Below are 25968 nucleotides of genomic sequence, written 5' to 3'. Positions count from 1 at the left end.
CCTATAGACGCGCCCACAACGGGCGCCAGCAGGTGACTCATGTCCGACCATCCCACTCAGCCTGCCGGCGATGTCCGCCAAGTCGCCGTGATCGGCGCCGGCATCATAGGTCTGTGCAGCGCCCTCTGGCTGCAGCGGGCCGGCCACCGGGTGACCCTGATCGACCAGGCTCAACCCGGGCTCGGCACTTCCTTTGGCAATGCCGGTCTTTTCGCCGACTACGCCCGCCTGCCCTTCACCAGTTTTTCGCTGCTGTGCAAGATGCCCGCCATGCTGCTCGATGCCCAGAGCCCGGTGTCGGTGCAGCCGAGCTATCTGCCCCAGCTCATGCCCTACGGCTGGCATTTCTTCAAGGCCTGCTTCCCGTCCCGCTACAGGCGCGGCAAGCAGGCGCTCACCGCACTGCAGGAGCTGGCTCCAGCAGCTGACCGCAGCCTGCTGGCCCTCACCGGTACAGAGTCTCTGGTGCAGTCCCATGGCTGCCTTGGGCTATTTAGCAGCACCGAGGGCTTTGCCCAGGCCCGCACCCAGGGGCTGCGGGAACGCCGCGAGCAGGGTGTGGAACTGGAGTTCCTTAGCGCCACGCAGGTGCAGCAGCTGGAGCCGAACCTCAACGGCTTTCATGCCGGCGGCGTCTACTATCCCAGAACGCGCCATACCGTCAGTCCGGTGGCGCTCAGCCGTGCCCTGTTTACCCACTTTTGTGACCAGGACGGGCGCTTTGTGCAACAGAAAGTGGATTCGATCCATGCCGATGCCGACGCAGTTGAACTGCGCTGTGGCCTGCAACAGCTGCGGTTTGACCGCCTGGTGATCGCCACAGGTGCCGCATCCAAGGCCCTGGCGGGCCAGTGTGGCGTGCGGGTGCCTCTGGTCTCCGAGCGCGGTTATCACCTGACGCTGGATCTGCCCAGCGATACCCTGACGCGCCCGGTGGGGTGGCTGGATCAGGGCATTTTCCTGACCCCCATGAGCGATGGCATACGGGTGGCCGGCACTGCCGAGTTTGCCGCCTGCCAGGCGCCGCCGGATGAGCGCCGCAGTGCGCTGATGCACACACATGCCGACAGAATGCTCGGAAGGCACACCCAGGTGAAATCCAGCTGGATGGGCAGCCGGCCTTCAACACCGGATTCGCTGCCGGTAATCGGTACGCTCAAAGCCCAGCCCCGCGTGACCCTGGCATTTGGCCATGGTCATCTCGGCCTGACACTGGCCGCCATTACCGGACAACTGGTCTGCCAGCTGATTTCGGATCAGCCCACGGATATCGATCTGACACCCTTTGCGCCGGAGCGGTTCGCCTGATGCCGGCACTGGCACGCCTGCTGCTCGCTCAGGACTCGGTTCGCAACACCTACTCTCACACAGGAGATAAATCACATGATGCTGCGCGGCGGCCAGAACTACTACGGTATTCCCATTGGCGTGCTCAGCCTGGAATCCCGCTTTCCCAAACCCCTGGGGCATATCAAGAACCCGGCGGGCTTTAACTTCCCGCTGCTGTACAAAACGGTACAGGGTGCCACCATCGACCGACTGATCCGCCAGCGTGACCCCGCCCTGCTGCAACCCTTTATCGATGCGGCACGGGAGCTGGAACGTGAAGGCGTACGGGCGATTACCGGCAGCTGCGGCTTTCTGGCACTGCATCAGCAGGACATAGCCGCGGCGGTGTCGGTGCCGGTGTTTCTTTCCAGCCTGATTCAGGTGCCGCTGGTTTCGCGCATGCTGGGACCACAACGCCGGGTGGGCGTCATAGTCGCCAACAGCGAGGCCCTCAGCGAAGACCACCTGCGCGGTGCCGGCATTGGTGCTGAACCGGTCGCCATTGCCGGCATGCAGCACCAGCCCCAGTTCCGTGACGTGATTCTTCAGGGCAACGGCCAGGATCTCGACATGACGCTGTTCGAAGCCGAACTGACCGGCGTTATCAGCACCCTGCTCGAGCGCCACCCCGAAATCGGTGCCCTGGTGCTCGAATGCACCGACCTGTCCTGCTTCTCGCAGAGACTGCAGGCCCGCTTTGCCCTGCCGGTGTTTGACCTCAGCAGCCTGACCCGCATGGTGGCCAGCACCCTGACCCATGCAGGCCAACCCGCCTGGCGCCCCTGAGGCATCCTGAATGCACAATCAATTGAAAACAAAAAGAAATTACAGCATCCCAATGGTTGCCAGCGGCGCTGACAGGGCGATAATGAAAGCCTGATCCAATTGCCTGACCGCATCCACAAAGGGCTTTCATGTCGTCTTCCTTCGGCTTTGACCTGCGTACCCTGGAGGCTTTCGTCCAGATCGCCGAAACCGGCAACCTGACCCTGGCTGGCCAGCGCCTGGGCATGAGCCAATCATCGCTGTCGCAGATGCTTACCAACCTGGAAGCCGAGATGCGCGTCGAGCTGATGGATCGCAGCGTCAGGCCCATGGAGATCACCACCGCCGGGCGCTACCTGTACGACCGCGCCCAGAGCCTGCTGCAGGAAGCCCGCCTTACCAGCCAGAAAATGCGCAAAGCCGACTACAAGCTGCTGCGCCATGTGAAGATCGCCCTGGTGGATTCCATCATCACCGCCGTGGGCAAGCCCCTGATCGACGTTCTGCGCCAGCGTACCCAGAGCTGGGCCGCCATCACCGGGCAATCCCACCTGCATGCCCATATGCTGCTGTCACGCCAGGCGGACATCATCATTTCCGATGACCCCCTGGCCGATCACTCGGACCTGGACCGCCATCGCATTCTGAAGGAACCCTTCGTGCTGGCGGTACCCAACGACTACACAGGCCCCAAGACCCTGGCCGACGTACTGCAGCGACTGGACTTTATCCGCTATAGCACCAGCTCGCTGATCGGCCAGGATGTGGAGCGCTTCCTGCGCCTGGCGCGCCAGGAACCGCCGCTGCGCCTGCAGCTCGACAATTCCTTCGCCGTGGTTTCCGCCGTGGCCAGCAATATCGGTTGCACCATCACCACACCGCTGTGCCTGTTCCAGAGCGGCATTCGCCAGCATCAGGTTACCCTGCTGCCCCTGGGTCATGGCTTTGCCCGCGAGATCACCCTCACCACCCGCAAGGGTGAACTGGGCGACCTGCCCGGCATGATCGCCCGCGACTGCCGGCGCATTCTGCAAGACAGCTTTGTGGCCGAAATCGGCGCCGAATATGACTGGCTGCTGCCGCAAATCAAGCTGGAATAGGGAAAAGCAGGTGCGAGGTACAGGTACAGGTGCGAGGGGAAAGGAACAAGGAACAAGGAACAAGCACAAGACGATCTACGCCGCGAATAACGAATAACGAATAACGAATGACCCATTACATTTCAGAAGAGCCCGCTGCAGAGCTGCAGCGGGCGATGGCTTCCAGCCCCTAGCGGTCGTAAAAGAAATTAATAATCCAGCGCATCACCAGCAGATCATCGACCTCGGCGCTGAGTGAGTGCAGAGCTTCACGTACCCGGTTCGGTGGAATCCGGTTCTGCCGGCTCAGGGTCAGCGCACGGGAATAGTCTCTGGAGAACTCGGGATGACCCTGCACACTGAGCATATGATCCTGGTACTGCAGCATGTAGTAGGGGCAGAAGGCGCTGCTGGCCAGCACCTCAAACCCCTCGGGTAGTGCGCTCACCTGGTCCTGATGACTGACCACCAGGTCGATAGCGGGCTTGTACGGCTCCATCCAGGCCTTGCGACTATCGACCTGGTTGAACGACACCCCTACACCCCAGCCCCGCTGTGATTTTTCGACCTCTCCGCCCAGCGCCCGGGCCAGCAGCTGATGGCCAAAGCAGATACCGGCAAATTTCTTCTTGCCGGCATCCAGGCGCCGGACAAAGCCTTCCAGCTCCGCCACCCAGGCCAGGCCGTCCAGCACACCGTGCCGGCTGCCGGAGGTGATATAGGCATCGCACTCGTCGATATCGACCGGCAGCTCACCGAGCCGCACGTCGTAGACCGCAAACTCAAGCTGCGGATCGACCCGCAGCATCAGGTCGCGAAACATCTGCGGATAGTTGCCGAACGCCGGCTGCAGCTGCTCCTGCACGTCATCGCACTGCAAAATGCCAATTTTCATCACGACCTCCCGTTATCTATCCGCGAATCAGAGCTCGCCACGAATGGCGCGACCACAGAGCGCGCTGTACTGCTCGGCGCTGAACTGAATCGGGTTGCCACCGGCGGACGGATCCTCGGTGGCCATGCGACCGATTTTTTCAAGCGCACTCTCATCAATGCCGATTTCGCCCAGGCTATGGGGGATACCCACCTGGGCACGCAGCTGCAGAACCCAGTTGAGGAAGCCATCGAAGCTCGCATCGGCCAGGCCGATATAGCGGGCTGTGCGCTCGAGACGCTGCGTCACCACTTCACGGTTGGCCTTGAGCACATAGGGCATCAGGATGGCATTGAGCAGGCCGTGATGGGCATCGAACAGCGCCCCCAGCGGATGGGCCAGGGCGTGCATGCCACCGAGGCCCTTCTGAAAGGCCGTCGCTCCCATGGAGGACGCCACTATCATCTGCATCCGCGCCTCCAGATCCGTGCCATCGGCCACGGCACGGGGCAGAAATTCACGCACCAGGCGAATGCCTTCGATGGCAATGCCCTCGGCCATGGGATGCCAGAACGGCGAGCAGAGCGCTTCCAGGTTGTGGGACAGCGCATCCATGCCGGTGGCTGCGGTGACCTTGGGCGGCAGGCCGACAGTCAGCACAGGGTCCAGAATTACGATGCCCGGCAGCATCTTGGGGTGGAAAATGATCTTCTTGATATGCTGTGCGTCATCGGTGATCACCGAGGCGCGGCCCACTTCGGAGCCGGTACCGGCGGTGGTCGGCACCGCCACTATGGGCGCCACACCCTCGGCGTTGACGCGGGTCCAGTTGTCGCCCACATCCTCGAAGTCCCACAGTTCCAGCGTCTGGCCTGCCATCAGCGCCACGGCCTTGGCGGCATCCAGCGCAGAGCCCCCACCAAAGGCGATAACGCCGTCGTGCTTGCCCGCCCGGTAGGCCGCCAGGCCATCATCGACGTTCCTGCCGGTGGGGTTGCCCTTGATCTCGCTGAACAGGCCAATGCGCAAGCCCGCAGCCCGGCACTGCGCTTCGGCCTCGGCCACCATCGGCAGCGCCGCCAGGCCAGGATCCGTGATCAGCAGCGGCGCCTGCATGCCCTGCGCCCTGCAGCACTCGGCCAGTTCGTTGATACGGCCGGCGCCGGCGCGAATGCTGCTGGGGTAGTTCCAGTTGCCGCTCAGATTTTCGTAGTTCATGGTCATATTCTCAGCTTGAGGTGCCCGGCCGCTGGCCGGTCACCGGAATCGGTTGGGCGCTCAGATTTCGGTCTTCAGATGGAACGACTTGGGCCTGGTCAGGTGCTCAAATCCGACGCTCGACAGGGTGCAGCCACGGCCGGAGTTTTTCACGCCGGTCCAGGCCAGGGCCGGATCCAGGTAGTCGCAGCGGTTGATGAAGAAGGTACCTGTCTCCAGTTGCTCCCCAATGGCGACGCCGGCGTCGATATCGCGGGTAAACACCGAGGCGGTCAGGCCGAACTCGGAGTCATTCATCAGTGCCAGGGCCTCTTCATCCGAGCTGACCTTCTGGATGGCGACGACGGGCCCAAAGGTTTCCTCCGTCATGACGCGCATGCCGTGGTTCACGTTCGTCAGCACCTGGGGCGCCAGATAGGCGCTGCCGGGGGCATCCAGCGGGAAGTCGGCGGCATCTATATGGGCCACTGCGCCGGCGGCAACCGCCTCGCTCACCTGGCCGCGGATAAAGTCGGCAGCGCTGGCCCGTACCACCGGCCCCAGGGTGGTGTCGGGATCATCGGAGCGCCCCAGTTTATAGGCCTTGACCAGCGCCACTGCCTGCTCGACGAAACGTTCATACAGCGATTCGTGCACATAGATGCGCTCAATGCCGCAGCAGGACTGGCCGGAGTTGAAAAAGGCACCGTCGACTGTGGTTTCCACCGCATGATCCAGGTCCGCATCGGCCCGCACATAGGCCGGGTCCTTGCCGCCAAGCTCAAGTCCGACGCCGATAAAGCGCCCTGCCGCGGCCCGCTCCACCATTTCGCCCCCCGGCACTGAGCCGGTAAAGCAGACATGGCTGATACGTTCGTCCTGGATCAGGCCCTGGGTATCGCCGTGGGCCAGGTGCAGGTACTGGAACACGCCCTCCGGCAGGCCGGCGGCGGCGAAGGCTTCGGCGAAGCGCTCGGCACAGAGCGGCGTCTGGGCGGAATGTTTCAAAATCACGCTGTTGCCCGCCAGGATCGCCGGAATAATGGCATTCACCGCCGTCATGTAGGGAAAGTTCCAGGGGGCAATCACGAACACCACGCCCAGGGCTTCACGGGTGATATAGCGACTGAAACCGGTCTTTTCCGGCAGCTGAATCGGCTGCAGCGCCTCGGCGGCGGCCGATATCATGTAGCGGGCCCGCTCTTCAAGACCGCCCACTTCACCGGCGGCATAGCGGATGGGCCGGCCCATCTGCCAGCACAGCTCCAGCGCGATCTCGTCCTTGCGGGCGACAAAGGCATCCACCATGCGGCTGCACAGCGCCATGCGCTCTTCAAGCGGGGTGCGTTTCCAGGCTTTCTGGGCAGCGGCGGCGCGGGCCAGCGTCGCCTCTATCTGGGCTGTCGTGGCGTAGTCACGCACCACGTATTCGGAGCCATCGATCGGTGACAGGGTTTTCAGCTGTTTGCTCATATCAATACTCGTCTCAATTCAGGCACCCGTCGCAACGGGCGGATCAGCGGATAACGGCAATGCTTAGATAATTTCGAAGTACCGCTGCAGTTCCCAGTCGCTCACATGCTTGCGGTACTCCTGGCATTCCCACACCCGGGTGGCGGCGTAATGCTCGACAAAGGCCTCGCCGAACAGCTCTTTCGCCGCCTCGGATTCGCGCAGCGCCACGGCGGCCTCATGCAGGGATAGTGGCAGCGCCAGGCTGTCGGGATGGGGCTGGGTGTAGGCATTGCCCTGCACGGCGGCTTCGGGTTCAACTTCGTTTTCGATACCCCAGAGCCCTGCGCCCAGCGCCGCCGCCAGGGCGATATAGGGGTTGGCGTCAGCGGAGCCGAGACGGAACTCCACCCGCTGGGATTTCTCGGAACCCGGAATTACCCGCAGCGCCGTGGTCCGGTTCTCCACCGCCCAGGTCGCATCGGTCGGCGCCCAGAAGCCCGGCACCAGGCGCGAATAGGCATTCACCGTCTGCGCCATCATGGCCAGCAGCTGTGGCATCAGTTTCTGCTGGCCGCCGATAAAGTGACGCTGCTGCCGACTCATATTGTGCGGTTGCGTGGGGTCATGGAACACCGAACCGGAGCCATCCTTGTGCTTGAGTGACATGTGGATATGCCCCGACTGGCCCGGGTAGTCGTTGGACCACTTGGCCATGAAAGTGGCCATCATGTTGTTGCGCTGCGCCCAGACCTTGGTGAAGGTCTTGAACAGCGCCGCCTTGTCGGCCGCATCCGAGGCGTTATCCACAATCAACGCGGCTTCCAGTACGCCCGGGCCGGTTTCGGTATGCAGGCCCTCAATGGGGAAATCCATCTGCCGTGAGAACTCCAGCAGGTCGTGGTACAGCTCGGCGTGCACGGAGTTGCGCAGCATCGAATAGCCATGAAAGCCCGGGGTAATGGGTTTCAGATCGCGATAACCCTTTTCGCGGATCGAGTCAGGTGTCTCGTTGAACAGAAAAAATTCGTACTCAAAGGCGGCATAAGACTCAAAGCCCAGCCGGTCGGCCCGCTTGAGTACCCGCTGCAGCAGGTTGCGCGGACAGATGCTGTCGGCCGGGGTATCGAACTCGCAGATAAACAGCAGCATGTCCTTTTCGAACGGCAGCTCGCGGCAGGTGTGGGGCAGTACCCGCACCGGCGCATCCGGGTAGGCGGTGTGCCAGCCGGTGTATTTGACGCCGACATTCTCATACAGCTGGTCATTGGAATCCCAGCCCAGCACCACATCGCAGAAGGCAAAGCCGCTGTCCAGCGCACTGAAAAACTTGTCCTTGCACATGTACTTGCCACGCATGATGCCATCGACATCATAGAGGCCCACCTTGACGTCGCGCAGGCCGCGCTCTTCCACGATACGTTTGGCATCGGCGATCGTTTTTACATCTCTGGGATTCATCATCTTGCCTGTCCTCGGGGAAGGCTGAACGCATCAGCCCCCGGTTTTTATTGTCGTGTCCGCAGGCCGCTGCGGCCTGCGTGACGCCCGTCCTCAGCTCAATTCGGATTCAGCCCGTGCAATGGCTGCAAACTCTTCCTCCGGCGCCCGGGCCACCAGTCGATGGCGACTGTAAAAGGCGAAATAGGCCACCATCACCGCATAGAAGACACCGCTCCAGATGGCCGCTTCCGTGCTCACCAGAAAGGTGGAGGCGAAGGCCGCAATAGAGAGTACAAAAGCGATACCGGAGGTCACAGAGCCGCCCGGGGTCCTGTAGGGGCGTTCCAGATTCGGCTCCTTGCGGCGCAGGATCATGTGGGACAGCGTCATCAAGGCATAGGAAATGGTTGCGCCGAACACCGCCATGGTGATCATCAGGTCCCCCTCGCCGGTCAGGGACAGTCCAAAACCGATCAGGCCCGGTACCACCAGCGCCAGGGTCGGCACCTTGTTCTTGCCGGTCACCGACAGCCAGCGCGGCAGATAACCGGCGCGGGACAGTGCGAACACCTGGCGTGAATAAGCATAGATAATGGAAAAGAAGGATGCGATCAGGCCGAACAGCCCCACCAGGTTGACGAAGGTCGCCGCCCCCGAGTCTTCACCGTAAACCGCCTGGAGCGCGCCCACCAGCGGTGCGCCGTGATCCTTCATCAGATCGGCACCGGCCACACCGGGCGCCAGAAACAGCACCAGAATGCCGAACACCAGCAGCACGGCCATGGCGGTGATGATGCCGCGGGGCATGTCCTTCGCCGGATTCTTGCACTCCTCCGCCGCCAGGGGCACGCCCTCTACCGCCAGAAACAGCCACATGGCAAAGGGCAGCGCCGCCCAGATACCTATATAACCCTCGGGCAGAAAGCTGCTGGCCCCGGCCGCGGCCGTATTGACGCTGATATCGAACAGGTTATCGACACTGAAATACGGCAGGGTGCCGATGATAAACACCAGAATGGCGGCCACGGCCAGGCCGGTAATCACCATCATGATTTTCAGCGCCTCACCGGCACCCCAGAGGTGAATGCCGATAAAGACCGCATAGAAAGCGGCATAGACCAGCGGGCCATCGAGCCCGAACAGCTCGTTGACATAGCCACCGATAAAGATCGCGATGGCGGCCGGTGCAATGGCATATTCCAGCAGGATGGCAGTGCCGGTCAGGTAGCCGCCCCAGGGGCCCAGAGCCCGGCGGGCAAAGCTGTAGCCGCCGCCAGCGGTGGGCAGCGAGGCCGACAGCTCGGCCAGCGCCAGCACCTTGCAGCTGTACATCAGCGCCATCAGGACGGTGGCGATCAGCATACCGCCAAAGCCGCCCTGCCCGAGACCAAAATTCCAGCCGGCAAAGTCGCCGGAAATCACATAAGACACTCCAAGGCTCGCCAGCAATATCCAGCCGGCGGCACCTTTCTTGAGCTGGCGCTTGTCGAGGTAGTCGCTGGAAACGGACTCATACCCCACCGAAGCGGTCGTCATCTCTGTCATCGAAAAAACCCTCTGCGATCCCGGAGTCCGGGTCGGCCTGTTGTTATTGTTTGCATCGCTCGGAAGCCCGCAGGCCAGCCCGGCAAAACGGGTACGCCAGCTACTTTAGCCCCGGTCGGGCCGCAGCACCTAGGCAGGTTAATGGCGACCAATAGGCTAGTATCGTATTTTTTAATACTACGCTTTTTAGTTTTACTATCAGAAGGTTATACAAAGAGAGATGAGGGTTTTCGGCGCAAAGCACAGGCACTGGAGCAGGTGCCGGCCTCAGTCCGGCGGCGACCAGGCCTGCAGGAAATCGATAAACTTCTGCTGCACCGGCGTAACACCGGCCCTGACCCAGACCGCTTCGGTGCAGACGCGAGCCGTCACCCCCTTGAGCGGGCGCAACACCACCCCTTTGCGGCTGAAGCTGCCGGCACTTTCAAGATGCACGGTCACACCAATATTGGCCGCCACAAAGCCGAACACACCCTCACTGTTATACGCCTCCTGGGCGACATTGGGCAGGAAGCCTGCCGCAATGCAGAGCGCATCGAGCTGGCGCCGGTAATGGGACCAGCGCCGCATGATCCCGAGCACAAAGGGCTCCCGGGCCAGATCCGCCAGTTCCACCTCTGCCTGCCCTGCCAGGGGGTGGCGCAGCGACAGCACGGCGACGAAGCGATCACGCTGTACCACGGCACGATCCAGATCAGGCTCCAGCAGCGGCCCCGTCACAAAACCAAACTCAATAGCACCTTCCTTGAGCTTTTCCAGCTGCTGCCGGGTGGAGCCATAAATCAGTTCGGTACGGATGTCGGGATAGCGGCGGTGAAAGCCGTCCAGAATGGGGGGCAGCTGACCTGATACGGCAAAGTCGGTGTAACCAATACGCAGCTGACCTATATGCCCGGCGGCGGCCTTGCGGGCCTGCTGCACGGCGCTGTCCAGGCGCGCGAAAATGGCTTTGCTCTCGGCCAGAAAGACCCGACCGGCTTCCGTCAGCTCGACACGCCTGTTGGTGCGCAGCAACAGCGCCTCACCTATGAACTCTTCCAGCTGCTGGATAGTGCGGCTCAGCGCCGGTTGGGCCAGGTTGAGACGCTCAGCGGCACGACGAAAGTGCAGCTCTTCAGCCACTGCTTCAAAGGCGCGCAGGTGACGCAGGTCGATTCGCATATTGATACCCCTAAAGCATCATTTGTTATCAAAACGATATTATACAAGTCATATTAAATCCTCTACTTTGAAATAACACCGGCACACAGGTTTACCCCCGTCGATGCAGGTGATCCATCTAGCAATTGGAGGTCATAGATAGAGGGCGCATGGGCGCCTTCCTTGCCGACCAGGCTTAGTACGCTGATTCGTTTTCACAATAAAAACAGAAAAAACCAGACAGACGAGGCTCATCATGGGAAGTACCTTTCACGGCGTTATCGCCTTCGCGCTGCTCGCCAGCATGCTGCTGTGTGGCAGCCTGCTGCGCAACCGTATCGGCCTGCTGCGCAATTCGCTGGTTCCGGCCAGCATTATCGGCGGCCTGCTGGGCTTTATTCTGCTGTCGCTGGAACTGATTCCGGGCTTCAGTACGGCCGACTTCACGGCCCTGACCTTCCACTTTTTCACCCTGAGTTTCATGTCCCTGTGCCTGACTGGCAACAGCAAGGATGCATCCCTGTCCGGCGGTAGTATCGTGCGTGGCGGACTCTGGCTGACACTGATATGGAGCATCAGTCTGGGGCTGCAGGGCGTGATCGGCTATGGCGTCATCGCGGGCTATGACGCCCTGACCGGCGCCGGCGTAAGCGAATGGCTCGGCGCCATCATCACCCATGGCTTTACCCAGGGGCCAGGCCAGGCGCTGACCTACGGCGGCATCTGGGAAAAGGAATACGGCATTGAGAATGCCGCCCAGGTAGGCCTGATCTACGCCTCTCTCGGCTTTCTGGTGGCCTTTCTGGTGGGTGTGCCCATGGCGAAGAACTTTATCCGCCGCGGCCTGAATGCCAACAAGGCCTCCAATATCGACGATGACTTCACAGCCGGTTTTTACTCTGATGAACACAAGCCCGTCAGCGGTCACATGATCTCGCACCCGGCCAACCTCGACTCCTTCGCCTACCACCTGGGGCTGCTGGCCCTGGCCTATGTGCTGACCTATATCTGGCTCGGCGCCATGCAGCCGGTCGTGGCGGACTTTAAGCCCGGCGGTATCAACCTGTCGGTACTCTTCAGCTACAACCTGTTTTTCCTCCACGGGCTGGCGGTCTGCGTGCTGCTGCGCCTGGCCATAGACCGCCTGGGTCTGTCGCACCGGGTCGATGACGAAACCCTGAAACGCATTACCGGCTCGTCGGTGGACTTCATGGTGGTCGGTACCCTGATGAGCATCAAGTTTGCCGTGCTCTACGCTCTGCTGACCCCCATTTTGCTGGTTACGCTCGCCGTAACCGTCACCACGCTGATTGGCTGCCTGTTTCTCGGCCGCCTCAGTGGCAACCTTGGCCGCGAAAGGGCCATCACCGCCTTCGGCTGCTGCTGCGGCTCCACCGGCACCGGTCTGCTGCTGTTACGCATGATGGATGCCAACTTCAGCACCTCGGTCCCCAAGGAACTGGCGTTCTTCAACCTGGCGATCATCGTCACTAACTTTCACATCCTGTTCGTTTTTGCCCCGCTGGTGCCCTCCCTCGGCGGCTGGACCTACCTGATGGTGTTCGGCGGCACGGCACTGTTCTTCCTCGCCTGCGTGCCACTACTGATGAAACGCCGCCCAAAGGCCGGCCAGGCATCCGCAAACCCGATCAAGGAGCCCTGCTAAATGTCCATTACCGTCTTTGCCGCCAGGCGCATCATCACCATGAACCCGTCGCAACCCCAAGCCAGCCATATAGCCGTGCGCGATGGTCGCGTGCTGGCAGTGGGGCCGCTGGAATCCATGCAGGAACTGGGGGACTACAGCCTGGATGAGCGTTTTGCCGACAATATTATCCTGCCGGGCTTTGTCGAGGGCCACAGCCATGCGCTGGAAGGCGCCATGTGGGACTACCTGTATCTGGGGTATTTCCCCCGCACCGACCCCGATGGCCGACGCTGGGAGGGCGCCAGCAGCATCGAGGCCATGCAGCAGTGCCTGCGCGAGGCCGCAGCAGAACTCGCGCCCGACGCGCCGCTGATCGCCTGGGGCTTTGACCCGGTTTACTTCGAGGACGATCGCATTGACCGCCGCCAGCTCGATGCCGCTGTGGATAACCGCCCAGTGGTGATCATGCACGCCAACCTGCACGTTATGACCGTCAACAGCCGCATGCTGGCACTGTCACAGCTCGATCGGCACGCCGGCATCGAGGGCATCATGCTCGGCGACGACGGCCAGCCCAACGGCGAACTGCAGGAAATGGCGGCCATGCACGCCATCTTCGAGACCCTGGGCACGAACCTGTTCGAGGCGGTGGCGGCGCCCGAGACCCTCTACCGCTATGGCCAGGTGGCACGTAATGCCGGCGTCACGACCATCACCGATCTCTACAACCCGCTCACCGATGAGGGTATAGCCGCGCTGCGCCAGGTCACGCAGGATCCGCAGTTCCCGGCGCGGCTGGTGCCGGCCCTGAGTGCGCTGGCCTGGACACCGGAGCAGGGCGTTGAGCGGCTGCAGCAGTGCCTGGAACTGGGCAACGACAAGCTGCACTTTGGCCTGGTCAAGATGATGACCGACGGTTCGATCCAGGGCTACACGGCGCGCATGAAGTGGCCTGGATACCACGACGGCCACGGCAATGGCATCTGGAATGCGCCCCCCGATGCGTTAATGAACATGGTGCAGGTCTATCACCAGGCCGGGCTGCAACTGCATATCCATACCAATGGCGACGAAGCCGTGGAGCTGATGCTGGATGCGGTGGAAAGCGCACTGGAGCTGTGGCCCCGCGCCGACCATCGCCATACGCTGCAGCACTGCCAGATCATCGACCATGCCCAGCTGCGCCGCACCGCCAAGCTTGGCCTGTGCCTCAACATGTTTGCCAACCATATTTACTACTGGGGCGACATTCACCGCGAACGCACCCTGGGGTTTGAACGCAGCCGCCGCCTCGAGCCCCTGGCCTCGGCGCGACGCCTGGGCATAGTGACGGCCATCCACAGCGATGCGCCCGTCACCCCCCTGGGGCCGCTGTTCACCGCCTGGTGCGCCGTGATGCGCCAGAGCGCATCCGGCCAGGTACTGGGCGAACACGAAAGGGTCAGCGTGGCCGAAGCGCTGGACATGATCACCCTGGGCGCCGCCTATACGCTGCGACTCGATCACCTGGTCGGCAGTCTGGAAGTCGGCAAGTTCGCCGATATGGCGGTACTCGGGCAGGACCCCTACGGGGTCGATCCGGCCCGGCTGCGTGATATACCGGTGCTTGCGACCGTACTGGGAGGCCAGGTCCATGCCAACCGCTGAAAGAGTGCCGCTGACCGTTATCAGCGGTTTTCTGGGGGCCGGCAAGACCAGCTGGCTGAACCTGCAGATTCGCCGAGGCCTGCCCCGCGACAGTCTGATTCTGGTGAACGACTTCGGCTCGATCAATATCGATGCCCAGCTGATTGAGTACCAGGACGAGCGCATCCTGCGCCTGGCCAATGGCTGCATCTGCTGCACCCTGGGCGGAACCCTGGCCGAACAGCTGGCCCAGGCCATGCGCATGGAACCGCGCCCCGCCGCGCTCTACATCGAGGCCAGCGGCGTGGCAGAACCCGCCCGCATCGCAGATATCGCCCGGGTGTCGCGCCAGCTCAGCCTCGCTACGGTAGTGTGCCTGGTCGATGCCAGCCAGATGGATACCCATGCCGGCAGCCCCTATACCGGTGCTGTCTGGCACGCCCAGATCAGCGCGGCTGACCAGCTGCACGTTAACCGCCTCGCCAGCGACGACGCCAGCCGCGCCCGTCAACTGACGGTGCTGCGCGCACTCAACCCCGCTGCAAGGCTCTGTCTTGACGGAAATACAGTATCCGCGCAGATCGATGCGGTCATCCCCGCAGGGGCGCCCACGACGGCAACGGCAGCCCTGGGCGCACAAGCCGCACCCGTCACGGCATTCGCACCCAGTCCCGCCTGGCGCTCGGTCAGCCTGAACTATGCCGGCCCCATCGATGCCGCACAGCTCGAAGCCCTGCTGCGGCAATACGCCGATGTGGTGCTGCGCGCCAAGGGCATGCTGAAGCGCCGGGACCAGGACCGCCCCCAGGTGTTTCAGCTCAGCGGAGCGACGCTCAGCTGGCTACCGACCAGGCGTGCTGCGGCGGGTAATCAACTGGTGTGCATCGGTATCAGGGGGGAGCGTTTTGATGCATTGGGCAGGGCGCTGGCGAGGCTCGGGGACAGTAAACCGCCGGCACAGCAGGAGCCGCATAAAGGCGTTGCGCTCTGACCGCATGACTGGCAACAGGCATCGGCATTCTGCAGTAACCGCAGCACTGAATTCAGGGTTGACAGACAGCCTGCTAAATATCGTGCAGCGAATTGAGTGTCTGGGTAAGCTTTCGCCGCTCCAGCGACTCCAGCTGCAACAGATCATCGAGGTATTCAATGGCATGGGCCGCATCGATTTCTTGGCGGGCCCCCTCGAACAAATCCACCAGATACCCATCCACCCTCAGGGCTATCTCGCAGACCTGGTCGGCATTGGGCTTGGGAAACTCCTTTGCCAGCGCCGCCATGAAAGCATTGGGCGCATCCTCGAAGGTGTACTGGATGTAAGTTGCCAGCATCCCCGGCGTACCGGCCCTGAGGCGGTTTTTCACACCGGTTTCCATCTGTTGCTCATGTTTGATCAGGTACTCCAGCACGAGCCTGGCGCGGGCATCCTCGCTACGCTGATCGAGGTCCCGGTACAGGCTGGCCGCCTCGCGATGCACGGCAATGGCGTTATTGACCAGATCAGCCACGGTTTCGAAGTTTTTCATGATACATACCCCCGGAAAAAGCCTGGTGCAATGGACAGGGACACCTTAACTATAAGCAGTTTTGCCTATAAAAGTGGCAGCCATTGCATCACCGGCAGCGGATAGATTCCCAGCAGCAGCAGCAGCAGCGTCAGGCCATACACCAGCCAGCGTCCGTGACGACCGATCAGGCTTGAGACCTGATCATCCTGGCGCAACATAATCAAAATGATGCGCAGATAGTAGTAGAGGCCCAGGGCACTGCCCAGTACCACCACGCCCAGCAGCCACCAGAGCCGGGCCTGGGCGCCGGCGGCAAAGATGTAGAACTTGCCGATAAAGCCGACCGTGAGCGGTATGCCCGCCAACGACAGCAGGATCAGCATGAAACAGCCACCCAGGCAGGGCGCCCGCCAACACAGGCCACGGTAGCGATCGAGCCGGTAGTCCCGGATTTCGTCGCCACCGCCGGACAGCGCGCTGATCATGGCGAACGCCGCCAGGGTCGTGAGGCTGTAGGCCAGCAGATAGAAGGCACCGGCCTGCAGCGCGAGCTCGCTGGAAACGGCCTGCCCGGCAGCCAGAACCACCACCAGCAGGTAGCCCAGATGGGCGATCGAGGAATAGGCCAGCAGTCGCTTCATATCGTCCTGGCGCAGGGCCAGCAGGTTGCCCACCAGGATGGACAGGGTCGCCAGCGCCATCAGCAGGGTGGCAACCTGTTCGATTTGCAGCGCCTGGCTCAGCAGCAGATAACGCAGCAAAACCACCACCAGCGCCCCTTTGGACAGGGTCGCAATCAGCGCCGTGAACGGTGTCGGCGCCCCCTGGTACACATCCGGCGACCACATGTGAAAAGGCACCAACGCCAGTTTGAAGGCCACACCGATCAGCAGCATCGCCAGCCCGACCAGTGGCAGCAAGCTCGACGCAGCACCGTCCACCGGCAGAGACAGATGGGCGAACGCCAACGTACCCGTATGCAGATACAGACAGGCCATACCGAACAGCAGGAAGGCCGATGCCACCGACGAGAGCAGCAGGTATTTCAGCCCGGCCTCAAGGCTTGGCAGCTGCAGCCGGTCCGATGCCGGGGCGCCGCCGCAGGGGTAGGCCACCAGCGCGAAGCTCGCGACACTCATCAGTTCCAGACCGATAAACAGGGCCGCCAGATGCTGTGCCGCCGCCAGTACCAGCGCCCCCAGCAGGCACAGCGCCAGCAGCACATAGGATTCCTCCACCGGCACCGCCAGGTGCTGGCGCCGCCCGAAATACTGTGCCGCCATCAGGCCGACACACATGGCCACCAGGATGAAAAGCGCGGCAAAAAAGCCGAAGAACGCATCGATGCGCAACAGCGGCGTCACCGCAAGGCCCTGTGCCTGGAGATCCAGATTGCCACAGAGCGACAGCAGCGCCCCCAGCAGGCCCAGCTGGTAAACCCAGAACAACAGGCGCCGATGCCGGCAGAAACCCGCCAGCAGCATGGTCACCAGGATGGTCAGCGCCACCAGCAGCAGTGGCAGCAGCGCCCGCAACTCGAGCAGGGTCATGGATGTCGCTCCCTTGATGCCCGGTGCAGCAGCTCGGCACGGCCGGAATTCTGCGCCGGCAGTTCGGCCAGAATGGCTGCGACCGGGCGCTGCACCAGATCCAGCACCGGTTGCGGATGCAGGCCGAACACCAGCAGCAGCAACGCCAGACTCGCCAGTACCGTCCACTCCCGGGGGGAACAGTCATGTACCTTGGCCTCCTTCACCCTGGTGCCCCAGAGGCTGCGCTGCACCAGCAACAGCGCATAGAGCGCGGCCCCCACCAGCCCCAGCATCGCCACCAGCGTAATAGGCCAGTCACGCTGGAAGGCACCGGCCAGGATCAGGAACTCGGCGACGAAGTTTGCCAGCCCCGGCAGCCCCAGGGACGCCAGTGCAAACAACAGGGTAAAGCCCGACAGCCGTGGCAGCACCAGCCAGAGCCCGCCCAGCTCACGCAGATCACGGGTATGCCAGCGCGCGTACAGCATGCCGACGATGATAAAGAGTGCCGCCGTGCTCAGACCGTGCGCCAGCATCTGCATCAGGGCGCCCTGCAGCGCCAGGCCGTTCATCGCATAGATGCCCAGCAGCACGAAGCCCATATGGCTGACGCTGGTGTAGGCCACCAGCCGCTTCATGTCGTGCTGGGCAAAGGCCAGCTTGGCGCCATAGAGAACACCGAGCGCGCCCAGCCCCATGGCCATGGGTGCAAAGTCGGCGCTGGCCATGGGGAACAGTGGCAGCACAAAACGCAGTAATCCATAGGCACCAGTCTTCAGCAGAATGGCCGCCAGCAGCACGCTGCCAGCCGTTGGCGCTTCGGTGTGCGCATCCGGCAGCCAGGTATGCAGCGGCACCACGGGCAGCTTGACGGCAAAGGCGACAAAAAAGCCCAGCATCAGCCAGAAGGCCTGCTTTGGTGCCAGCTGCAGCCGCAACAGATCGCCATAGCCAAAGCTCAGGTACCCGATCTGGTCATAATGCACAAACACCAGGCCGAGGATCGCCACCAGCATCAGCAGGCTGCTGGCCTGGGTGAAGATGAAGAACTTGATGGCGGCGTAGCGACGGTTTTCATGACCCCAGATGGCGATCAGCAGCACCATAGGGATCAGCATCAGCTCCCAGAACACAAAGAATACAAACAGGTCCAGGGCCGTGAACACGCCGATGATCCCGGCCACCGACAACAGCAGATTGCAATGAAAGAATCCGACCCGCTGGTCGATCTCGCGCCAGGATACCAGCACCGATACGGCACCGATAAACAGGGTCAGCCACAGCAGCAGCACACTGAGACCATCCAGGGCGAAATGCCAGCTGATACCCAGGTTCGGCAGCCAGTCGGCCTGGAACTGCAGCCACCAGAGCCCGCCCGCCGGGGCTTCATGGGGCAACAGCAACAGCAGCAGCGCGTCGAGCCCCAGCACCGCAAGACTCAGGACCCGGCTGAGATCGGCATGCCAGCGCTCCGCCAGCCAGACCAGCAGCGCCCCCAGCAGCGGGATCAGGATCAGCAGCACCAGGCTCATAGCGTCACCACCGTCAGCACCAGCACGGCGCCCAGGGCAATACCGGCGGCATAGCGGCGCAGACGCCCGTTCTGGGCGATCGAGAGCCAGGCGTGGCCACGCATGCTGAGCCAAGCCAGGAACTGCACCGGCTGATCGGCCAGATCCTTGCGATTGAGGCGCGCCAGCAACAACAGCGGCCGCACCAGCAGGCCATCATAGAGGGCATCGAAGCCCCAACCGGCACGCCAGCTGCGCGCCAGCGCACTGTCGCTCCAGCGCTGTCGCAAGCCACTGCCATGGCGCCACAGCAGCGCACCCGTCGCCAGCCCCAGCCAGGGCATGACCAGGATGGCGCCATGCACAGCCGCCGGCACCTCGATCACCGCCAGCGGTACAAAGACAGCCTCCAGCGGTTGCGGGATCAGCGCACCCAAGAGTGCCAGCAGGCAGAGCAGCACTAGCGGGACCACCAGCGTCGGCCGCATATCGGGGCGGGGCTCGGTAACCGCCTCGCCGAAGAACAGTTTCAGGAACAGCCGCAGGCTGTACAGCGCCGTGATCCCGGCACCGGCCAGCGCCAGCCACCAGGCCAGACTGCCCCCGTGCAGCCCATAGGCCTGCAGCAGGATCGCATCCTTGCTGTAAAAACCGGAGGTCAGCGGCAGTGCGGCCAGCGCCGCGCAGCCGATGGCAAAACAGAGCGCGCTGAAAGGCAGCCGGCGCAGCAGTCCGCCCATGCGGCGCAGGTCCTGCTCGTGGTGCAGGCTCAGGATCACCTGGCCCGCGGCCAGGAACAGCAGCGCCTTGAAGAAGGCATGGGTCATCAGATGGAAGATCGCCGCCGAAAAGGCGCCGGCGCCCAGGGCAAAAAACATGTAGCCAATCTGGCTGATGGTGGAATAGGCCAGCACCCGCTTCAGGTCATGCTGTACCAGCGCACTGCAGGCGGCCAGGAACAGGGTCAGGGCGCCAATGAGTGCCACCAGTTCCATGACCTGGGGCGACAGCAGAAAGAGGCCCTGGGTCCTGGCTATCAGATAGACGCCGGCGGTCACCATGGTCGCGGCATGGATCAGCGCGCTGACCGGCGTAGGCCCCGCCATGGCATCGGGCAGCCAGGTCTGCAGCGGCAGCTGCGCGGACTTGCCCACCGCCCCGCCCAGCAGCAGCAAGGCCACCCAGAACGACCAGTCCGTCCCCAGCCACTGCAGCTGTGCACGCTCGATGACCGTCTGGATATGCAGGGTACCGAACTGCTGGATCATGATCAGCAAGGCCGCCGCCAGGGCGATATCCCCGACCCGCGTCACGACAAATGCCTTGCGCGCGGCATAGCCATTGCCCGGTTCCTTGTACCAGAAACCGATCAGCAGGAAGCTGCACAGCCCCACGCCTTCCCAGCCGAGGTACAGCAGCAGGAAATCGTCCGCCAGTACCAGCAACAGCATGGCGCCCACAAAGAGGTTGAGATAGCCGAAGAAGCGGGCATAGCCCTCATCACCGGCCATGTACGCAGCGGAATACAGGTGAATCAGCAGCCCGACCCCGGTGATCACGCCCAGCATCACCGCACTGAGACCGTCGAAATAGAGTCCGAAAGAGACGCTCAGCCCCGGGCTGCTGAACCAGGGCAGCAGCCGGATCGTCACCGCCGCACCCTCTGCCGCCACGAAGTCGACGATCAGCATCCCGGACAGCAGTCCCGAGCCCAGTACCGAACCCACGCCCAGCAGGGTCACCAGCCGATGCCCAATACGCCCGCCGACCAGCAGCAGCACCAGGCTGCTGAACAGCGGCAACGCAGGTATCCAGCCCAGCCATGCCGTCATGCGACCTCCTCCACTCCGTCAAGGCGGTCGATTGCTGGACGCTGAACACGCCGGTACAGCCCCGTTTTCAGCCGCCTGTTCCGCTTCGGCCTGATCCCTTTCGCCCATCCGTCCAGATGCCCCATGCTACCCTCGCATGCCGTCAAGGCTGTCGATATCCAGGCTGCGGCGGCGCCGATACAGCTGCACCACCAGCGCCAGCGCAATAGCCACCTCGGCGGCCGCCAGCGTCAGGATCAGGATGAACATCACCTGGCCATCGGCATTACCATGCACCGCACCCGCCAGTACGAACACAAAGGCCGCGGCATTGAGCATCAGCTCCAGCGACATCAGCATGAACAGCAGATTGCGCCTTGTCAGCACGCCGGCCAGCCCGATGCAGAACAGCGCCGCCGCAAACAGCAGGCCATGCTCGACGGGCACCAGCAGTCCTGGGCTATCCATTTAGCCTTACTCCCGTGGTCGATGTTTCAGGGCGCGGGTCAGGTGCCAGGCACCGACGAGCGCGGCCAGCAACAGCATGGATGCCAGCTCCACCAGCAGCAGATAGGGACCGTAGAGCGCGTGCCCCACCGCCACGGCATCGACAGCGGCCGCGTCCCTGCCGACCACCGCTGCCGGCAGCAACAGATAGCCCAGCTGTGCCAGCAGCACGGCAGACAGCAGCGCCGGTCCCCGCCAGATCCGGCCTGCAAGCCAGGCCCGCTCCTGGCCGACAGCACTGTCGCCCTGATTCAGCATCATGATCACGAATACCATCAGCACCATGATGGCACCGGCATAAATGATCACCTCCAGCGCCGCGGCGAAGGGGGCGCCGAGCATGAAGAACATCAGGGCAATGGCCAGCAATGTAACGATCAGGTACAGCAGCGCATGCACCGCATTGACGCCACGAATCACCTGCCAGGCGGCCAGCAGGGCAATGAGGGCACTCAGATCAAACAGTAGTTGCATTCCATCCTCCCAGGAGTGTGTTGGGCTTAACCGATCGTAGCGAGGGAAAGACCGTTTTGAGGCAGTTTTTGGGCTCTTTTGAGGCGAATAGTGGTTCTATTTAACAAAAAAGAGTACACAAAATGACCAAAATCGGCTTTACCGCAGTAGATCAGTGTTAAGTCCGACAGACTCCTATGGCAGCAGACTCTTGACGTTGATCGGCTCGGCTTCCTGGGCCGCTTGCCCCTTGTCCTTGCCCCCGATGGCCTTGCCCGCCACGCGATAGAAGCTGTAGTCGGGATACTTCCCCGGGCCACTGATCAGCAGATCCTCTTTCTCGTACACCATGTTCTGCCGGTCGTATTCACACATTTCAAAATCCGGTGTCAGCTGAATCGCCAGGGTCGGGCAGGCCTCCTCACAGAGGCCACAGAGGATGCAGCGCGAAAAATTGATGCGAAAGAACTCGGGATACCAGCGGCCCTGATCATCCTCGGTCTTCTGCAGGGCGATGCAGTCCACCGGACAGGCCACCGCACAGAGATTGCAGGCAACGCAGCGTTCCTCACCATCCGGGTCCCGGGTCAGCACGATGCGGCCCCGGTAGCGGGGCGCCAGGTAGGGCTGCTGTTCCGGATACTGCACCGTTTCACGCGGCCGAACCGTATGCTGCAGCACCTTCCAGAGCGATCTGAGCTCACTGAACATGGTGGTCTCCTCCCCGTCAGCCGGCGCGGTTACTAAAGCAGTACCCAGCCGGTAACGATCAGATTTAGCAACGCCAGCGGCAGCAGGCATTTCCAGCCAAAACGCATCAGCTGGTCGTAGCGCGGCCGCGGCAAAGCCGCCCGCATCAGTACAAACAGCACCACAAAAACGCCGGTTTTCAGCACAAACCAGAGCCAGCCCGGCAGCACCGGGCCGAGCCAGCCGCCAAAAAACAGTGTCGTCATCAGTGACGACACCAAGATCACGCCGAGATATTCGGCCAGGAAAAACATTCCGAACTTCATACCCGAATACTCGGTATGAAAACCCGCCGTCAGTTCATGCTCGGCCTCCGGCAGATCGAACGGCAGACGATGACTCTGGGCAATACCGGCGATGAGGAACAGCAGCATGCCGAGGAACTGCGGCACACAGAACCAGAGCTCCTGCTGCGCCTCGACGATCCGGCCCAGGCTGAAGGAGCCTGTCTGCAACACCACCCCGAGCAGCGACAGCCCCATGAAGACCTCATAGCTGAGCGTCTGGGCGGCCGATCGCAGCGCTCCCAGCAGCGCGTACTTGTTGTTGGAGGCGTAGCCGCCGAGCAGGATGCCGTAGACGCCCAGGGAGGTCATGGCGAGAAAAAACAGCAGGCCGATATTCAGGTCGACCAGTGGAAAGGCGGGGGTGAACGGAACGATGACAAAGGTCAGCAGCACCATGACCAGGGCGATGGCCGGCGCCAGCACGAACACCGGCCGGTCGGCGAAGGGCGGCACGAATTCATGCTTGCCCAGCAGCTTCAGCATGTCCGCGACGACCTGCAGTATGCCAAAGGGCCCGACGCGGTTCGGCCCGTACCTGTCCTGCCAAAGCCCCAGCAGCCGTCGTTCCAGCCAGGTGAGCAGCGCCGCAGCAACCACCAGCAGTCCCAGCAGCGAAAGCACTCGAAGACCGATTACGCCCAGTTCAGCCATGATCACCTCCGCGATCACCTTCCCGGTCGCTGGCGATCAGCCGCACCGGTGGCGGCAACGGCTGCGCTGCCGGGCGCAGGCTTAACGCCGGTGACTGATCGGTGCCGGCCCGCCAGAATCCGGGGCGTTGCGGTATGGCAAGACTGTCGGCCGGCAGGCTTTTCTCCACCTGCACATAGAGCGTCTGGCTGCAGCCACCATAGTGCAGCTCCAGGCTATCCCAGCTGGTGACGTTCAGCCGGCGGGCACTCTGGCTATCGATACCCAGTACCGCAGGTCCGGCCCGCTCCGCCACGGCGGGTGCATAGCCGCTGAGTTCCTCGGCGGCAAACACCTCATAACGGGGTATCAGCTGCCATTGCGGCGTACCGGCCATGACGGGTGCGGGAACGAATTGCGGTTGATCAAGCGCCCTGAAATCCAGCCGTACCAGCGCCGGCGCATCCCGCCAGTCCGCGCCGACTTCCTGCTGAAAGCGGTTCAGGGCCTGGCCGGAATTCCAGCCGGGTGCCCAGACGCTCGCCCGCGCGGCCCCTGGGCCCGGGACGCCCTCCATCGAGAAGCTGTAGGGTGAATCCGCATCCGCGGGCGGTGGAAATTCGCGCACCTGCTGGTGTGCATGCATCGCGGTACGGCCGCTGTAACGGGCACTCTGGCGCTGGAGCCGCCCCCCCCGCGCAGGCATATCCGCCGCGGGGCCGGCGCGCTCAATATCAGCGAATATGGGCACGGCAGCCGCCAGACTGTGCCGCACCGCATCACTGCTGTGCCAGCGCGCCAGCAGGGCCCAGCGGGCATCCGGGCTTTGCTCTGCCCCATTCAGCTGCCGTATCACAGCCCGGGCCAGCTGCTGCCAGGGCGGTGCACACTCGGTGCTCTGCACCGCCTGGAACCGCTGGGCCATGCCTGAGGCATTGACCAGGGTGCCCTGCTGTTCAAACTGCGTCGGCACCGGCACCAGGGCGTCCGCCCGCTGCACCGTGTCGGTATCGAGACTATCCAGCACCAGCCAGTGGTCGGCGAGGCGGCGCAACCGCGCCAGGGCTTCAGGGGCAAGGCGGCGCTGCAGATCGTTTTCCAGGATCACCAGGCTGCGGGCTTTGCCCTGCGCCCGCGCCTGCTCCATCGCCACCCTGAGCTCATCGAATCCCTGCTGTGCCAGTGCCGCCAGCCCCACGCTGTTGCTTTCCATGGCGCCCACATAGAGCAGCGGCTCGTGCCCACGGTCACGCAGCGCCTGCTCGAGTTCGGCCAGGGCATCGAGCGGGTCCGGCGCCGCGATCCCGCAGCCTGCCAGCAACAGCGGCTGGCGGGCCTGGCACAGCATCGCGGCGGCATCCTCGACCCAGGCCCGCTGCTGCGGATCGGTAATCGCCTCGGTCGCGTCGCCGGCCAGATGGCGCGCCAGGGCCCGGGTCAGACGGGCAATGTCGTCCACCGGTACGCAGAACAGCCGCTCGGTAATATCGTCCAGCGCCGTGCCACCGGGCACCAGTTGCCACAACGGGCTGCGTTGTCCATGGCCCAGGTTGCGTACCGCGGCATCCTGCCAGGGGGCGATTTTCTGTTCTCGAGCCCGGGCGAGGCTGCGGTTACGCACCAGCTGGCGCAGCGACAGGGCCACGCGCGGCGCGGTCGCGGCAATGTCCTCGCCGATAATCAGGGCCGCATCGGCCTGCTCGATATCCCGCAGGGTTGCAAAGCCGGTATCGCGGCGGGCGGCGATACGCAGATAGCGCCGCAGACACTGCAATTCCCCCGCGGCGATACCGGCGAAGAAATGCTCCGGCCCAACCAGGGTACTGAGGGCAAAGTTGTTCTCCAGCGACGCTCGCGGCGAGCCGATCGCGAATACCGCCTGCGCGGGGTCCCGGATCCGCTCGATCAGCCCGGCCAGCAGCACGCCCGCATCGGTACCCTCCGTACCGGTGGCGCTGCGCCGATACCCCTGCCTCAGTCGCTCAGGCGCATTGCTGTAGTCGTAGCCAAAGCGGCCCCGGTCACAGAGAAAATAGCCATTGAGCTGATGCTGGTAACGGTTAGTGATGCGCAGGATGCGGTCATAGCGCTGCGCCGGTGTGGTATTGCAGCCCACCGCACAGTGCGCACAGACGGAGGGCGCGCACTGCAGATCCCATTTGCGGCTGTAGTGGCGGCTGTAGGTACGGTCGGTAAAGACGCCGGTCGGGCAGACTTCGACCAGGTTGCCGCTGAACGGGCTGTCCAGCACACCGTCCTGTTCACGACCGAAATAGACATGGTTGTGCGCGGCCTGGGCACTCAGATCCTGGCCACCGGCATAGTCCTGATAAAACCGTACACAACGGTAACAGGCGATGCAGCGGTTCATTTCGTGGTTGATGAACGGGCCCAGGTACTGGTTACGGTGGGTACGCTTCAGCCCCCGGTAGCGACGCAGGATATGGCCGCTCATTTCGGTCATGTCCTGCAGATGGCACTCGCCGCCTTCTTCGCACACCGGGCAGTCGTGCGGGTGGTTGGTCATCAGGGTTTCGATGACCGAGGCACGAAAGGCGCTAGCCTGGGCCTCGTGCAGGCCGATGCGCATGCCGTCCTGGATGGGCGTCATGCAGGCCACGACCAGGCGACCACGGCTGTCGTTGTCGTCCATATACTGGGTCACCGCGCACTGGCGACAGGAGCCCACCGACCCCAGCGCCGGATGCCAGCAGAAATAGGGCAGATCCAGACCCAGCGACAAGATCACCTGCAGCAGATTGTGCTGCGGGTTAACTGCGTATTCTTTGTCGTCGATCAGGATTTTGCTCATCACGACCTCGATGATGTCGAGCGTGTTCCTAAGCTTAGTCAAAGGTCTGGCTATGCGTAGGAGCCGCGC

21 protein-coding genes are annotated in these 25968 nt (G+C 62.8%); 6 read left to right on the top strand and 15 right to left on the bottom strand.

Features of this window, described 5'->3' with window-relative positions; all coding sequences use genetic code 11:
* Nucleotides 1-39 precede the first annotated feature (39 nt).
* The 3 genes from A8C75_RS01740 to A8C75_RS01730 all read left to right on the top strand — a co-directional run bounded on the left by A8C75_RS01740 (nt 40) and on the right by A8C75_RS01730 (nt 3194).
* Nucleotides 40-1308, top strand: a complete 1269-nt coding sequence (locus tag A8C75_RS01740) for an NAD(P)/FAD-dependent oxidoreductase (protein ID WP_067377240.1) — start codon at nt 40-42, stop codon at nt 1306-1308.
* Between the two features lie 75 nt (nt 1309-1383).
* Nucleotides 1384-2115 carry an aspartate/glutamate racemase family protein gene (locus A8C75_RS01735; protein WP_067377237.1) on the top strand — a complete coding sequence of 244 codons (732 nt, stop codon included), beginning with the start codon at nt 1384-1386 and terminating at the stop codon, nt 2113-2115.
* Nucleotides 2116-2243: 128 nt separating this feature from the next.
* Entirely contained in the window at nt 2244-3194 is a 951-nt protein-coding gene (locus tag A8C75_RS01730; RefSeq protein ID WP_067377234.1) for a LysR family transcriptional regulator, read from the top strand.
* Nucleotides 3195-3363: 169 nt separating this feature from the next.
* On the opposite strand, the gene A8C75_RS01725 is transcribed toward A8C75_RS01730, so the two are convergent.
* From A8C75_RS01725 to A8C75_RS01700, 6 genes are all read right to left on the bottom strand, one after another.
* Complete coding sequence (locus tag A8C75_RS01725; protein ID WP_067377231.1) at nt 3364-4068, bottom strand: glutamine amidotransferase-related protein; 705 nt, start codon at nt 4066-4068, stop codon at nt 3364-3366.
* A gap of 27 nt (nt 4069-4095) precedes the next feature.
* Nucleotides 4096-5265, bottom strand: a complete 1170-nt coding sequence (locus tag A8C75_RS01720) for an iron-containing alcohol dehydrogenase (protein ID WP_193788185.1) — start codon at nt 5263-5265, stop codon at nt 4096-4098.
* A 60-nt stretch (nt 5266-5325) separates the two neighbouring features.
* Nucleotides 5326-6717 (bottom strand): aldehyde dehydrogenase family protein, encoded by a 1392-nt coding sequence (locus A8C75_RS01715; RefSeq protein WP_067377225.1) that lies wholly within the window; start codon nt 6715-6717, stop codon nt 5326-5328.
* A gap of 63 nt (nt 6718-6780) precedes the next feature.
* Complete coding sequence (locus tag A8C75_RS01710) at nt 6781-8160, bottom strand: glutamine synthetase family protein (RefSeq protein WP_067377222.1); 1380 nt, start codon at nt 8158-8160, stop codon at nt 6781-6783.
* Between the two features lie 90 nt (nt 8161-8250).
* Nucleotides 8251-9684 carry an ethanolamine permease gene (eat, locus tag A8C75_RS01705; protein WP_067377220.1) on the bottom strand — a complete coding sequence of 478 codons (1434 nt, stop codon included), beginning with the start codon at nt 9682-9684 and terminating at the stop codon, nt 8251-8253.
* A 267-nt stretch (nt 9685-9951) separates the two neighbouring features.
* The gene (locus A8C75_RS01700; RefSeq protein ID WP_067377217.1) at nt 9952-10845 is read right to left on the bottom strand and encodes a LysR family transcriptional regulator; all 894 of its coding nucleotides are present in this window, start codon (nt 10843-10845) and stop codon (nt 9952-9954) included.
* 235 nt (nt 10846-11080) lie between these two features.
* Between A8C75_RS01700 and A8C75_RS01695 the strand changes: the two genes are divergently transcribed.
* Genes A8C75_RS01695 through A8C75_RS01685 form a run of 3 tightly spaced genes read left to right on the top strand, consistent with a single transcriptional unit; the run spans nt 11081 to nt 15089 of the window.
* Nucleotides 11081-12490: a sodium/glutamate symporter gene (locus A8C75_RS01695; RefSeq protein WP_067377214.1), complete on the top strand. Its 1410-nt coding sequence runs from the start codon at nt 11081-11083 to the stop codon at nt 12488-12490.
* Nucleotides 12491-14119, top strand: coding sequence for an amidohydrolase (locus A8C75_RS01690; protein WP_067377211.1), 1629 nt, complete (start codon nt 12491-12493; stop codon nt 14117-14119). It abuts the gene before it with no gap.
* A complete protein-coding gene (locus tag A8C75_RS01685; RefSeq protein ID WP_067377208.1) occupies nt 14106-15089 on the top strand; it encodes a CobW family GTP-binding protein in 984 nt (327 codons plus the stop codon). Before A8C75_RS01690 ends, A8C75_RS01685 begins: the two co-directional genes overlap by 14 nt.
* Before the next feature lie 73 nt (nt 15090-15162).
* Here A8C75_RS01685 and A8C75_RS01680 read toward each other — a convergent pair whose 3' ends face one another.
* From A8C75_RS01680 to nuoG, 9 genes are all read right to left on the bottom strand, one after another.
* Complete coding sequence (locus tag A8C75_RS01680; protein ID WP_067377207.1) at nt 15163-15624, bottom strand: hypothetical protein; 462 nt, start codon at nt 15622-15624, stop codon at nt 15163-15165.
* A 65-nt stretch (nt 15625-15689) separates the two neighbouring features.
* A complete protein-coding gene (locus A8C75_RS01675) occupies nt 15690-17156 on the bottom strand; it encodes an NADH-quinone oxidoreductase subunit N (RefSeq protein ID WP_067377204.1) in 1467 nt (488 codons plus the stop codon).
* Nucleotides 17153-18670, bottom strand: a complete 1518-nt coding sequence (locus tag A8C75_RS01670; RefSeq protein WP_067377200.1) for a complex I subunit 4 family protein — start codon at nt 18668-18670, stop codon at nt 17153-17155. The genes A8C75_RS01675 and A8C75_RS01670 overlap by 4 nt, the downstream gene beginning before the upstream one ends.
* Nucleotides 18667-20481: an NADH-quinone oxidoreductase subunit L gene (gene nuoL / locus A8C75_RS01665; protein ID WP_067377197.1), complete on the bottom strand. Its 1815-nt coding sequence runs from the start codon at nt 20479-20481 to the stop codon at nt 18667-18669. Before nuoL ends, A8C75_RS01670 begins: the two co-directional genes overlap by 4 nt.
* A 126-nt stretch (nt 20482-20607) precedes the next feature.
* Entirely contained in the window at nt 20608-20928 is a 321-nt protein-coding gene (gene nuoK / locus A8C75_RS01660; RefSeq protein ID WP_067377194.1) for an NADH-quinone oxidoreductase subunit NuoK, read from the bottom strand.
* 6 nt (nt 20929-20934) lie between these two features.
* Nucleotides 20935-21441, bottom strand: a complete 507-nt coding sequence (gene nuoJ / locus A8C75_RS01655) for an NADH-quinone oxidoreductase subunit J (RefSeq protein ID WP_067377192.1) — start codon at nt 21439-21441, stop codon at nt 20935-20937.
* Nucleotides 21442-21615: 174 nt separating this feature from the next.
* On the bottom strand, nt 21616-22131 hold the full coding sequence (gene nuoI / locus A8C75_RS01650; protein ID WP_067377189.1) for an NADH-quinone oxidoreductase subunit NuoI: 516 nt from the start codon (nt 22129-22131) through the stop codon (nt 21616-21618).
* 32 nt (nt 22132-22163) lie between these two features.
* Nucleotides 22164-23108 (bottom strand): NADH-quinone oxidoreductase subunit NuoH, encoded by a 945-nt coding sequence (gene nuoH, locus A8C75_RS01645; protein WP_067377184.1) that lies wholly within the window; start codon nt 23106-23108, stop codon nt 22164-22166.
* The gene (gene nuoG / locus A8C75_RS01640) at nt 23101-25899 is read right to left on the bottom strand and encodes an NADH-quinone oxidoreductase subunit NuoG (RefSeq protein WP_067377182.1); all 2799 of its coding nucleotides are present in this window, start codon (nt 25897-25899) and stop codon (nt 23101-23103) included. Before nuoG ends, nuoH begins: the two co-directional genes overlap by 8 nt.
* Nucleotides 25900-25968: the final 69 nt, after the last annotated feature.

It is taken from the genome of Marinobacterium aestuarii, from assembly GCF_001651805.1.
Classification (GTDB): domain Bacteria; phylum Pseudomonadota; class Gammaproteobacteria; order Pseudomonadales; family Balneatricaceae; genus Marinobacterium_A; species Marinobacterium_A aestuarii.
This window is presented reverse-complemented; position numbering and strand designations above follow the sequence as displayed.

Bases quoted from the DNA above. Each gene is read 5' to 3' on its own strand.
- A8C75_RS01740 (WP_067377240.1), top strand. From the start codon at position 40: ATGTCCGACCATCCCACTCAGCCTGCCGGCGATGTCCGCCAAGTCGCC.
- A8C75_RS01735 (WP_067377237.1), top strand. From the start codon at position 1,384: ATGATGCTGCGCGGCGGCCAGAACTACTACGGTATTCCCATTGGCGTG.
- A8C75_RS01730 (WP_067377234.1), top strand. From the start codon at position 2,244: ATGTCGTCTTCCTTCGGCTTTGACCTGCGTACCCTGGAGGCTTTCGTC.
- A8C75_RS01725 (WP_067377231.1), bottom strand. From the start codon at position 4,068: ATGAAAATTGGCATTTTGCAGTGCGATGACGTGCAGGAGCAGCTGCAG.
- A8C75_RS01720 (WP_193788185.1), bottom strand. From the start codon at position 5,265: ATGAACTACGAAAATCTGAGCGGCAACTGGAACTACCCCAGCAGCATT.
- A8C75_RS01715 (WP_067377225.1), bottom strand. From the start codon at position 6,717: ATGAGCAAACAGCTGAAAACCCTGTCACCGATCGATGGCTCCGAATAC.
- A8C75_RS01710 (WP_067377222.1), bottom strand. From the start codon at position 8,160: ATGATGAATCCCAGAGATGTAAAAACGATCGCCGATGCCAAACGTATC.
- eat (WP_067377220.1), bottom strand. From the start codon at position 9,684: ATGACAGAGATGACGACCGCTTCGGTGGGGTATGAGTCCGTTTCCAGC.
- A8C75_RS01700 (WP_067377217.1), bottom strand. From the start codon at position 10,845: ATGCGAATCGACCTGCGTCACCTGCGCGCCTTTGAAGCAGTGGCTGAA.
- A8C75_RS01695 (WP_067377214.1), top strand. From the start codon at position 11,081: ATGGGAAGTACCTTTCACGGCGTTATCGCCTTCGCGCTGCTCGCCAGC.
- A8C75_RS01690 (WP_067377211.1), top strand. From the start codon at position 12,491: ATGTCCATTACCGTCTTTGCCGCCAGGCGCATCATCACCATGAACCCG.
- A8C75_RS01685 (WP_067377208.1), top strand. From the start codon at position 14,106: ATGCCAACCGCTGAAAGAGTGCCGCTGACCGTTATCAGCGGTTTTCTG.
- A8C75_RS01680 (WP_067377207.1), bottom strand. From the start codon at position 15,624: ATGAAAAACTTCGAAACCGTGGCTGATCTGGTCAATAACGCCATTGCC.
- A8C75_RS01675 (WP_067377204.1), bottom strand. From the start codon at position 17,156: ATGACCCTGCTCGAGTTGCGGGCGCTGCTGCCACTGCTGCTGGTGGCG.
- A8C75_RS01670 (WP_067377200.1), bottom strand. From the start codon at position 18,670: ATGAGCCTGGTGCTGCTGATCCTGATCCCGCTGCTGGGGGCGCTGCTG.
- nuoL (WP_067377197.1), bottom strand. From the start codon at position 20,481: ATGACGGCATGGCTGGGCTGGATACCTGCGTTGCCGCTGTTCAGCAGC.
- nuoK (WP_067377194.1), bottom strand. From the start codon at position 20,928: ATGGATAGCCCAGGACTGCTGGTGCCCGTCGAGCATGGCCTGCTGTTT.
- nuoJ (WP_067377192.1), bottom strand. From the start codon at position 21,441: ATGCAACTACTGTTTGATCTGAGTGCCCTCATTGCCCTGCTGGCCGCC.
- nuoI (WP_067377189.1), bottom strand. From the start codon at position 22,131: ATGTTCAGTGAGCTCAGATCGCTCTGGAAGGTGCTGCAGCATACGGTT.
- nuoH (WP_067377184.1), bottom strand. From the start codon at position 23,108: ATGGCTGAACTGGGCGTAATCGGTCTTCGAGTGCTTTCGCTGCTGGGA.
- nuoG (WP_067377182.1), bottom strand. From the start codon at position 25,899: ATGAGCAAAATCCTGATCGACGACAAAGAATACGCAGTTAACCCGCAG.